7 protein-coding genes and 1 tRNA gene are annotated in these 11,074 nt (G+C 47.3%); 3 read left to right on the top strand and 5 right to left on the bottom strand.

Going from position 1 to position 11,074, the window contains the following annotated elements:
- Positions 1 to 62 precede the first annotated feature (62 nt).
- The 4 genes from STSP1_RS08035 to STSP1_RS08020 all read right to left on the bottom strand — a co-directional run bounded on the left by STSP1_RS08035 (position 63) and on the right by STSP1_RS08020 (position 5,706).
- The gene (locus STSP1_RS08035) at positions 63 to 1,298 is read right to left on the bottom strand and encodes an aspartate kinase (protein ID WP_085755861.1); all 1,236 of its coding nucleotides are present in this window, start codon (positions 1,296 to 1,298) and stop codon (positions 63 to 65) included.
- Between the two features lie 28 nt (positions 1,299 to 1,326).
- Entirely contained in the window at positions 1,327 to 2,520 is a 1,194-nt protein-coding gene (locus STSP1_RS08030) for a cofactor-independent phosphoglycerate mutase (RefSeq protein WP_085755860.1), read from the bottom strand.
- Positions 2,517 to 3,839 (bottom strand): homoserine dehydrogenase, encoded by a 1,323-nt coding sequence (locus tag STSP1_RS08025; protein WP_085755859.1) that lies wholly within the window; start codon positions 3,837 to 3,839, stop codon positions 2,517 to 2,519. The genes STSP1_RS08030 and STSP1_RS08025 overlap by 4 nt, the downstream gene beginning before the upstream one ends.
- A 337-nt stretch (positions 3,840 to 4,176) precedes the next feature.
- Positions 4,177 to 5,706, bottom strand: coding sequence for an alkaline phosphatase D family protein (locus tag STSP1_RS08020; protein ID WP_085755858.1), 1,530 nt, complete (start codon positions 5,704 to 5,706; stop codon positions 4,177 to 4,179).
- A gap of 222 nt (positions 5,707 to 5,928) precedes the next feature.
- Here STSP1_RS08020 and STSP1_RS08015 point away from each other — a divergent pair, with 222 nt between their 5' ends.
- A complete protein-coding gene (locus tag STSP1_RS08015; protein WP_085755857.1) occupies positions 5,929 to 7,836 on the top strand; it encodes an SWIM zinc finger family protein in 1,908 nt (635 codons plus the stop codon).
- 233 nt (positions 7,837 to 8,069) lie between these two features.
- Positions 8,070 to 9,236 (top strand): Fic family protein, encoded by a 1,167-nt coding sequence (locus STSP1_RS08010; protein WP_085755856.1) that lies wholly within the window; start codon positions 8,070 to 8,072, stop codon positions 9,234 to 9,236.
- Between the two features lie 49 nt (positions 9,237 to 9,285).
- Here the strand turns inward: STSP1_RS08010 and STSP1_RS08005 are convergent.
- A tRNA-Ala gene (locus STSP1_RS08005) sits at positions 9,286 to 9,358 on the bottom strand.
- 239 nt (positions 9,359 to 9,597) lie between these two features.
- Between STSP1_RS08005 and guaB the strand changes: the two genes are divergently transcribed.
- Positions 9,598 to 11,061 (top strand): IMP dehydrogenase, encoded by a 1,464-nt coding sequence (guaB, locus tag STSP1_RS08000; protein WP_085755855.1) that lies wholly within the window; start codon positions 9,598 to 9,600, stop codon positions 11,059 to 11,061.
- Positions 11,062 to 11,074 lie beyond the last annotated feature (13 nt).

Here is an 11,074-nt window from a genome sequence, read left to right as displayed (position 1 = left end):
TTAGTGTTAAATAAAAAAAAAAGAAAGCCCGCCTTAGTCTCATTTTCAGGCGGGCATTCAGATTACATATCTCTTTCTTCGGGTTCTTTATCAAGCTGGAACGTATCGCAGATAACCTCGAGAGCCTTATCGGACTGCTGTTTATCCACGATGCAGCTTATTCTGATCTCGCTTGTAGTGATAGAATCAATGTTGATCTTGTTCTCGGCCAAGGCCTTAAACATACGGTCTGCAACGCCGTAATGAGTTCTCATACCGATACCTACAGCGCTTACCTCCGCAATATCTTCCCTGATAAACAGCTCTCTGTACTGGATCTCTGCTTTGATTGCTTTTATTGTCTTCAGGGCGTCTGCCAAGTCGTTTTTTGAGATAGTGAACGAGAGGTTTGCAGAGTTGTCATCAAGCTCTGTCTGGATGATATCGTTCACGCTTATTTTCGTTCCTGCAAGGGCAGAGAACACCTTCGCCGCATTTCCCGGGCTGTGCGGGATTCCTATTATCGTAATTTTTGCAAGGTCAGACTGAACCGTTGCACCTGATACTAATATACCTTCCATTTGAGGCACCTCTTGAGTAATTAAAGTTCCCTCGATATCCAGAGTGCTGCTTCTCACCTGAATTTCCACGCCGTATTTCTTGCCGAATTCGATAGCCCTTCCGTGCATAACGCCAGCACCGAGGCTTGCAAGCTCAAGCATTTCATCGTAGCTGATCTGATGAATCTTCACTGCCTTGGAGTATTTGCGGGGGTCTGTTGTGTAGATCCCGTCAACGTCGGTGTAGATCTCGCACTGCTTGGCCTTCAGGGCTGCCGCAATCGCCACTGCACTGGTATCAGACCCGCCTCTTCCCAGCGTTGTTACGTTTCCTTTCTCATCGATTCCCTGAAAGCCCGCCGCTATTACAATATAGCCTTCATCGAGCTTTTCATGGATAATCTCAGAGCCGATGCTTTCGATCCTCGCCTTGCTATGTACGCTGTCTGTAATCATCTGGATCTGATGGCCGGTGAAGCTGAGAGCCTTATACCCCATACCCTGAATCGCCATAGCCATCAGGGATACTGTCTGCTGTTCGCCGGTACTCAGGAGCTGATCCATCTCACGCTTGGGAGGGTTTGGATTGAGCTCATGCGCATCAGCTACAAGCTCATCGGTCTGCTTGCCCCTCGCCGAGGCAACCACAACTACCTTGTGCCCCTGCTTGTACTTGGCGACAGCCCGCTTCGCTGCGTTCCTGATCTTTTCAGAATTTGCAACTGAAGTGCCGCCGAATTTCTGAACAATGATTGACATTTGTTCCCCGTAATTTAATAAAAAATACTTACACTTTTAGAAAATATTCCATCAGTTCATAGCCCCTTTCTATATGGAGGCCTGAACGGGCCGCATTCGATTCGCTGAACGGCCTGCCCTGCACATCAGGGCGTTCAACAGTTCCGCTTATCATAAATGGCACGGGCTCTGCGGTGTGCCCTCTTGTGCTCACAGGCGTTGGGTGGTCAGGCATTACGAGGATCTTCCACTCATCATAGCCTTCAAGCTTCTCTGAAAGCGGTGCGATAATTCTGCTGTCTATCCTCTCCAGAGCGGTTCTTTTAAGCTCTGCGTCTCCGGAATGGCCTGCCTCATCAGGGCCTTCAAGGTGCAGAAACACAATATCATTCTCATCGAGGGCCTCTGCGGCCGCTTCCGCTTTGCCTTCATAGTTGGTATCTGGAAGGCCTGTGGCCCCTTCCACTTCGATAATCTCAAAACCTATCAGCTTCGAGAGCCCCCTCACAAGGTCAACAGCCGTGATCGAGGCGCCTTTAAGGCCGTATTTGGCCTTGAAGCTCTCCATGCTCGCCCTTTTTCCCTCGCCCCAGAGCCAAATCGAGCTCACAGGGTTCTCACCGAGGTCTGTGCGGATCTTGTTTATTTCCATCTGCTCTATAACCAGCCGGCTCTTCTCCATCAGGTCTTTTAGAAATGCGCTGTTTTTCCCTGAAGGGAGAATCTTTCTCACCGGCCTGCCGATATTATCGTGCGGCGGAAGGGCTTTTATATCGAAATCCATTCCGCTCACTACGCACAGATGCCTGTAGCTAACGCCCGGATAGAATCGCACCTTCTCAGAGCCGAGCTGCTTCTGGAGCTCTTCGATTATCTGCCTGCCCTCGTTTGTGGAAATGTGCCCTGCGCTGTGGTCTGCCATATTCCCGTCTGAATATGTAACCAGATTACAGCGGAACACGAAGTCTTCCTGCGAGAGGTCAATACCCATAGCGGCCGCCTCAATCGGGGCTCTTCCGGTGTAAAATTCGTGGGGGTTGTAGCCAAGCAGGCTCATCTGGGCAACATCACTGCCCGGAGACATCCCCTGCGGGACTGTCTGAACAAGCCCCTGAATCCCGCTCTGTGAAAGCCTGTCTATATTCGGTATATCAGCGGCCTGAAGCACCGTTTTCCCGCCGAACTGTTCTATCGGACGGTCTGCTGCTCCATCCGGTATTACTATAAGGTGCTTGCAGTTCACCCCTCATCCCCCGGGATTTCAACTATCTGTATGCAAACCGGCTCGCCGGCGATTATATTCATTTCATCTATCTTGTTCAGAGCATCATCAATCATATTGCGGGATGTCTTATGAGTAGTGATTACCACCGTAACATAATTTTTCTGAGCAGGGGCCTCCTGCTGGAGGGCTCCTCTGATGCTTATCCCGTTCTCGCCCAGGGCAGATGACATCTTCGCAAGAACGCCCGGCTCATCCTTGGCCTGAATCCTGATATAGAAGCGTTTCTGCTGGTCTTTGATATCAGCAACGAGCGGCTTAGTTTCTTCTCTGGGTTTTAGCTTGAGGTTATCAAAAAGATGCTTCGAATTGCCCGAAACGATTTCGATAATATCCGCAGTAACAGCGCTTGCTGTGGGCATCATGCCCGCCCCGCGTCCGTAGTACATCGTATGGCCTACGCAGCTGCCGAAGAGGCTTACCGCATTGAAGGGCCCGGGCACCTGAGCTATTATTTCATCTGAAGGCACAAATGACGGACTCACCTGAAGGGTGTATTCCCCGCAGGGCTGCTTCTCTGCAACACCCAGGAGCTTGAGGCTGTAGCCCATTTCTCTGCCGCATTCGATATCTGTGATGGCGATCTTCTCAATACCTTCGTAGGTAACGTCTGAAAATTCGAATTCGCAGCCGAAGCAAAGGCTCGCAAGTATAGCGAGCTTGTGTCCGCAGTCCCCGCCGTTGATGTCCAGCGTGGGGTCTGCCTCGGCGTATCCGAGCTCCTGAGCCCTCTCGAGAACTGCCGGGAAATCATCGCCGTTTTGCTCCATGCAGGTGAGGATATAGTTGCTTGTGCCGTTGAGAATGCCGTAGATTCTTTCTATATCGTTTGCTGCCAACCCCGATCTTATCGCGCTGATTATCGGGATCCCGCCTGCGCAGCTTGCCTCGAATGCGATGCATACATTATTCTCACGGGCAACGCTGAAAAGCTCCGCTCCGTGCTTGGCGAGAAGGGCCTTGTTCGCCGTAACAACGTTTTTCCCGCTTTGGAGCATCTTAATCTGGATGTCTTTGGCAGCGGTAGTCCCGCCTACAAGCACCACTGCGATATCGATGCTATCGTCGCCGGCAATATCGTTTATGTCTGTAGAAAGCAGCTCTTCAGGTACATCTACTGAGCGGGGGGTTGTGATGTCTAAATCCACAATCTTCGCTAGCTCGAGATCTGCTCCTGTTTTCTGCTGGATGGTTTCTTTCTGGTCGAAGAGGATCTTTGCAACCCCGCAGCCGACTGTTCCGAAACCCACGATTCCTACTCTGATTTTCTTTTCACTCATCAGAAGATTCCTGTTCTAACTTATAATTTACAAAAATATGCAGCACCACAGTTTAGCTGAAAACAGCTGTTTTTCAAGCGCAAACAAATCTTTAACTTCTCAAAAAATGTGCGCAATGATTTTTGGAATCGCCTTTTTGGTGTATCTGTAATTTCCATCCTCTGAGGAGGGGTTAGTTTTTGAGCTGCTGAGAAGGAAAATGATAAGGCCGGCAAACGAAGAGAATGCCCGCAGTCTCTCTGTGTATTTAAGCTATGGTCGGTGCAGGCAAAAAGCCTTAGTGAAGCGGGAAGTTTTCTCGAAACGCTATCAGCAATCGGCCATACCCCAAAAAATCTCATTGAGGGGTGAGCTGGCTTTGCTTCAGCGTTTTGGCATATAATTGCTTTCCGTTGTCTTGGAAAAGTCTGAATGTAACCTCCGGATCAGCCTTTTTTGTATTGAAATCGAACTCTCCAAACATATATTTCTTGGCATAACCGAAAAGCTGTGTATCCCATTTTTCAGATTTTGCTGGCGGGCCGCTTCTCCCGCCAAGAGCTGCAACTTCAAATTCATAGAAGCTGTAACCGGAAGGTCTCGGAATACGGAATCCGCGAGCTCCATGCCGATCGCCTGAGATAAGTATTACGCCGGGGATTTTGTTCTCTTCAATGAAACTGAAGAGCTTTTCTCTTTCGGAAGGAGCTGTCGTTCCCCATGAGTCTTTTCCGTTGGAAACATAATCACTCCACATCGTACCGCACGAGAGGATAACAAACGGCCCCTTGCAATCTATCAGCTGTTTTTTAAGCCATTGCATCTGGTCATCTCCGAGAAACCTGTTTGAATCATCCTGATTGCGGAAGTATCTGTGATCAAGCATTATTACATCACAGGGCTCTATCCGTGTTCGGAAAAATACGCCGCTCGAAGCCCCGTAATCGGGGTTGTTCCATGCATTTCTAAATATTGAACAAACGTTTCGACGGTCTTTATCTGTAAAACCCTTTGGAATTCCGGCCAGATCATTATCAAAATAATCGTGGTCGTCCCATGTCGCATATACGGGGATGTTGGCAGAAAAACGCTGCCATGGCGGCTGCAAATCACGCAGAATATAATCCGCTCGATGCATTGCTCCGTTATTCCGCCGGTCTTGAGCGGCGATATCACCGCCGAGCAGCATGGCAGAGGGTTTGCGGCTGCTTATCAGCTTAAACAGGTCTGAATTGCCTAATCCCGACCTGTGCGGACAGGTGCCGAATGCAATGCGTTTAGAATCTGCTTCTTTGTTGTTTACTGTTTTGAAAGATGTTTCAAAGGGCAGTGAAACCTTCTTCCCATCAATCATTACACTGTATGGATAATGTGTATTGGGCTTGAGACCTTTCAGCGGCACAATCGCTGCATGCTCTGATTCAGCAGTTGAATTTACCGGCCCGAAATCAATTTTACCCTGAGGCGTTTCAACTCGAATTTTTACCTCTGCCGGCCGCAGCGTGCGCAGCCATACCTTAACTCCTGTTGGTGTTACATCTCCCAGCATCGGGCCGCCGATGTGATTTATGCCCTGAATTCTGCAAAGAGCTCTTACTTCAGCATCCGAAAACAAATCTGCATAACTGCTGCTTCTTTTTTCCGCAAGCAGGTTGTACATTTTCGAATACAATTTTCTAAGCTCAGGAGGTATGTGATTCAGCTCATTATCTTCTAAATGGCCTCCAAAACCATAGTTCAAAATTCTCAAAACTGTATTGAGATCCCTTCCGCCCAAGCCGATTTGATTAAAGTAGTCTGCATAGGCTGCTTTTGAGAGCAGGCTTATTGTTGAGAGGATACCTAAGCTGGCGGTTTGCTTTAAAAATTTTCGTCTTTGAATTTTCATATCTATCCTTCCACAGCATTTACGTTCTGCACATAAAACAGCGGAATAACTCTGCTCATAATTTCCGCTGAAAATATTCCACCTGATAAGTCCTTGCCAAAATCATTTTGCAAGATTTAATTACTATCATATTAAAAAAATCTCATTGTCAAAATTGAATCTAAAGCTTACTATCTTTGCCGCGGGAAACAGCAAATAGTAAAAAGAGCTGAGAAGTATCATATGGATGACAAAAAACTGGACAGATTCTTAGAGCTTACTTGGAACGATTTAATTGCATGGGCCGGCACTAAAATTGTTTCAAGGGGGGAAGGCTATAAATCAAAAGTTTCCGAGCTTGCTGCTTTTCAAAGCGGTCTGATTGCCACGGTAAGGGGCACGTTTGTTTATTCAGTTCACGTGAAAATAGACAAAGACGGGGACCTCGAATCGGAATGCTCCTGCCCTTACGCTGTAAACTGCAAGCATGGGGTGGCCGCAGTGCTTAAATATATTGAAATGCACGAAAAGGGAATTGAAGTCCCTGAGGCAAAAGAGTATGACCCCCGTTTGCTTTTAATCAAACAGCAGAATTCCGAGCATACTTTAAGCATTGCACAAATTAACAGCTCTATTTATGGGCATACCGAGAAGGAAAATGAGGCTGAACAACTATCCGAATTGCTGGATGGGAAGAGTAAAGGCGAGCTCAAGGAGCTTATTTATGAACTGATTGATGTATTCCCGGGGATCACTAAAGAGCTGATTAAGCGAAACAAACTTACCAAGGAGAAAGCAGAAAAGCTTATATATTGGCTGAAAGAGTATTTAGAAACCGCCTACGATGAGGTGCAGTTTGATTATTACGGCGAGCCGGACGAAAACATTCTCGACTATCAAGAGATAAACAGCAACCTCAAGAGGCTAATTCGGGCAGGCTATGCTGATGAGGTATTGGAATTGGCAGCTCAGATCGTATCTGCCGGGATTTACCAAATGGATACCTTGTACAGCGAGGAATTCATTGAATTGGATTTTGAAAAAATATCCCCTGTCCTGTTTTGCGCACTTCAGAAGTCTTCAGCTACAGAAGAAGAAAAAATGGAACACGCCCTTAATGTCGTTCTGGAAGACAGCTATAAATTCTTTGATGATTTTAGAATTTTTCTCATTAAAAATCGTCCTGAATCTCAGTGGAGCAGATTTGCAGATAGATTGCTGGTTCATTTGAAAGTTATAGGTTTTTCGAAGGTTTCTCCCAATCACGGCAAAGACCATTTCCGAGATACATTTGTTGACTGGCTGGTTTATTCACTTGAAAAGGCCGGAAGGAACAATGAAATATTGTATATCTGCAGGGCTGAAGCCCGAACAAACAACAAGTACCCGAGGCTTGTAGAAGTGCTGAGAGAGCAAAAGAAATACGATGAAGCAAAAAAATGGATCAGCGAAGGGATCAAACAGAATCAGGAGATATACAGTGGAATTGTCGGCAGATTGCGGGAGCAGCTGAAACAAATCTACAAGCTCGAAAAGGACTGGGCATCTGCCGCAATTATGGATGTTGAGGATTTTATAATCTCACCTGGCAAAGACAATTATGCTGCATGCGAAAAGATAAACAAAAAGAATAAAACTTGGACGGAAGTTCGGGAGCTGCTGCTTGAATATCTTGAAAAAGGTAATCTGCCTTGGGAAAACTTGTCTTGGCCTCTGGCGAAACCTGAAAATATTGATGCTGAAACGAACACTTACAGATTTTTCCCTAATATCCGTTCATTAGTCTATATTGCGATATACGAAAAAGACCCAGAGAGAGCTCTTTACTGGTTTGACAAGCAAAATGAGTTGAGTTTTAGAGAACCGGTTCATTTTGCAGATGATGTGGCTGAGGCAGCAAAAGATTGCGCTCCGCAGCGAGCAGTTGAAATATGGCAGAAGATTGCGGAGGATTATATAAATCAAACTAAAGTTAAATCATACTACGAAGCCGCCGAATACCTGCGAAAGGCACGTAAAATTATGAAACAAAACGGCAGGGAAAATGAGTGGGAGAAATATCTGAAAGAACTCCAGCAGGAACACCACAGAAAAAGAAGGTGCATTCAGATATTGAGCAAACTCAGCCTGAAGCCTATTATCAGCGATTAGACAAGCCGTTCTTGCGAATGTATGGCAGGTTCTTAGAAACAAACGTGAATTAGGATTTGGAAAATCTGCCTGCCAGCCTTGCCATAGAGAAGCGCATCCTCAAATAAGCGAAAGAGAGTTGTTTTCACAATCAAATAAAAGTGGTTCTTGACAAACTGAAATAAATTTGCTATTTTGAATTAAGGCGTAAGTCAAAATAAAAAATTTGTTAATTTAAAAAATGAAATAAGATTATGAAAAGGAAGCTGCAAGGCCGCTGCATAAACATATCAACAGTTGGAGAAAAGGCTCAAGCATTTATCCCTGCGCCGCTTCCGCCAGTGCCTCCGATTGAGTATTCTTCCGGGCTCAGGGAGAAGTTTGATAATGCTATGCTGGCGATTGGGCGTCTTGACACTGTTTCAATGCTGCTTCCGGATACGTCGCTCTTTATTTATATGTATGTTCGTAAAGAAGCGGTTCTCTCCTCCATGATTGAGGGAACCCAGTCTTCACTTTCTGATCTTCTGCTGTTTGAATTTGAAAAACAGCCCGGAGTGCCGCTGGATGATGTTCAGGAGGTGAGCAACTATGCAGCTGCGCTGAATTACGGTATGAAAAGATTAGAAGAAGGCATTCCCCTTTGCAACAGGCTGCTGAAAGAGATTCACAGCATCCTGCTTTCAGAAGGGAGGGGCAGGGAACAAACACCTGGAGAGTTCCGCAAAAGCCAAAACTGGATTGGCGGGAGCCGCCCGGGAAATGCGGCTTTCATACCGCCTCCTCCCGAGTGTATTCAAGACTGCATGGGCAAGCTGGAATTGTTTATTCAAAATAAACCGGAGAAGACTCCGGTTCTGATTAAAGCGGCGCTTGCACACGTACAGTTTGAAACTATACACCCTTTCCTCGACGGTAATGGGCGTCTTGGGCGTCTTCTAATTACTCTTCTGCTATGTTCGGAAAAAGTGCTCAGAAAGCCAATGTTGTATCTGAGCTTATATTTCAAGACTCACAGGCAGCGGTATTATGATTTGCTCAATACAGTTCGGCTTACCGGCAACTGGGAGGCTTGGCTGGGCTTCTTTGCCGATGCGGTGATCTATACTGCGAATCAAGCGGTGGGAACCGCCCAAAAGCTGAAGCAGCTTTCAGAAGCAGATGCGCAGCAAATTAACGGGCTCAAACGTATATCCGGCTCCGCTCACCTAATTCAAAAGGCTATGCTGGAACGCCCGATTGCCTCGCCAAATTGGCTTCAGGAGAAAACTAATCTCGCACAATCTACTGTGAACTCTTGTCTTCGTGAGCTTGAAAAGCTCGGAATTGTTAAAGAACTTACCGGCAGAAAGCGAAACCGTTTATACTCCTATGCAGAATATCTGTCAATTATGAATGAAGGCACAGAGCTGCCGGACTGATGCTCAGACTAAAACAGGAGCAGGATTGGTTTTTAAATGAGGAGCAGAATGGAGCCGATGAGATTCGAACTCACGACCTCTTGCATGCCATGCAAGCGCTCTCCCAGCTGAGCTACGGCCCCTCGGAGCGGGATATAATATTCCAACGGGCAAAATTATCAAGAAGATTCCGAAACTCGCTGCAATTTTTCTCGGCTGTCGCTCGTGTTCTCCATCTTGACTGAAAGCGATATATATAGTAAAATTTGGCTTCGGGTTGAGCAGTATTTGCCGGTAAATTTCCTTTGCGACATTTCTCGAGGGCTACCGGTATATACTACCTTCACAGCAAAGCTATACCTCTATACAACGGAGAGCTAAAATGAATAACGAGAAAAAGATTGCCGGCACGGGGATCACATTTGATGATGTTCTGCTCGTACCTCAGCAGAGCGAAATCGTTCCTTCCGAGGCGGAGATTTCAACAAGGCTCACAAGAAACATAAAAATAAATATCCCCATAGTTTCTGCGGCAATGGATACTGTAACAGAATCTGCCCTTGCCATTGCCCTTGCGCAGGAAGGCGGAATCGGGGTGATACACAAAAACTTGGGCATAAGAGCGCAGAAGCGGGAGGTTGAAAAGGTAAAACGCTCGGAGAACGGCGTAATCCTCGATCCAATCACGCTCACCCCCAGCGACCGCGTGCTCAAGGCAAAGGAGCTGATGGACGAACATCACATCTCGGGTGTTCCGGTGATTGTGGAGGATAAGAAGCTCGTGGGCATACTAACCAGCAGGGATATGAAATTCCTCGAAGACTACAACGTGAAGGTTGAGCAGATTATGACGCGCAGCAATCTTGTAACCAGCTCCTCTGATACAACCCTTGAACAGGCCAAAGAGATACTGCAGCGTCATAAGGTTGAAAAGCTGCTTCTCGTTGACGGAGACAGGCTCACCGGCCTTATCACAATGCGTGATATAGAGCGGGTAACACAGTTTCCCATGGCAGCGAAAGACGATAAAGGCCGCCTGAGGGTGGGGGCTTCTGTCGGCGTACACGACTACGACAGGGCTAATGCGCTGATTGATGCCGATGTGGATGTGCTGGTAGTGGATACTGCCCACGGACACTCCAAGAATGTGATCAATACCGTAAAAGAGCTGAAGAAATCCTGCGGGATAGACGTAATAGCGGGCAACGTAGGTACAACCGAAGCAGCGAAAGCCCTGATTGATGCCGGAGCGGATGCTGTGAAGGTGGGGATCGGGCCTGGCGCGATATGCACAACGAGAGTTGTATCAGGTGTGGGAGTGCCCCAGATTACTGCGATTATGCAGGCGGTTAAATACGCCGATCAGGCCGATGTGCCGGTAATCGCAGACGGCGGCATCAAGCTCTCAGGCGATATTTCAAAGGCGATTGCCGCAGGGGCGAGCAGCGTTATGCTCGGTTCGATACTTGCTGGCCTCGCTGAAAGCCCGGGACAGCTTATCATATATAAAGGAAGGCAGTTCAAGGAGTATCGCGGGATGGGCTCGCTGGGGGCGATGGTTCTCGGCTCCGCAGACCGGTACGGCCAGAAGGCTGAAGAAAGCAAAAACAAGCTCGTGCCTGAAGGCGTGGAGGGCAGAGTGCCCTATCGCGGGCATCTGAGCGAATACATCTACCAGCTAGTCGGCGGACTGCGAAGCGGAATGGGATATTGCGGCGCGCAGAATATCGAACAGCTCCGCACTAATTCAAGATTCCTGCAGGTAACAGCGGCTTCGATCGCCGAATCTCACCCGCACGATATACATATTACTAAAGAATCTCCAAACTATACCGATACGCTGTAATCTGAGGCGCTTT

Source organism: Sedimentisphaera salicampi (assembly GCF_002117005.1).
GTDB classification, from domain to species: domain Bacteria; phylum Planctomycetota; class Phycisphaerae; order Sedimentisphaerales; family Sedimentisphaeraceae; genus Sedimentisphaera; species Sedimentisphaera salicampi.
This window is presented reverse-complemented; position numbering and strand designations above follow the sequence as displayed.

What these genes read in the sequence shown, in the direction of transcription:
- STSP1_RS08015 (WP_085755857.1), top strand. Translation starts at nt 5,929, where the DNA reads ATGGATGACAAAAAACTGGACAGATTCTTAGAGCTTACTTGGAACGAT.
- STSP1_RS08025 (WP_085755859.1), bottom strand. Translation starts at nt 3,839, where the DNA reads ATGAGTGAAAAGAAAATCAGAGTAGGAATCGTGGGTTTCGGAACAGTC.
- STSP1_RS08035 (WP_085755861.1), bottom strand. Translation starts at nt 1,298, where the DNA reads ATGTCAATCATTGTTCAGAAATTCGGCGGCACTTCAGTTGCAAATTCT.
- guaB (WP_085755855.1), top strand. Translation starts at nt 9,598, where the DNA reads ATGAATAACGAGAAAAAGATTGCCGGCACGGGGATCACATTTGATGAT.
- STSP1_RS08020 (WP_085755858.1), bottom strand. Translation starts at nt 5,706, where the DNA reads ATGAAAATTCAAAGACGAAAATTTTTAAAGCAAACCGCCAGCTTAGGT.
- STSP1_RS08010 (WP_085755856.1), top strand. Translation starts at nt 8,070, where the DNA reads ATGAAAAGGAAGCTGCAAGGCCGCTGCATAAACATATCAACAGTTGGA.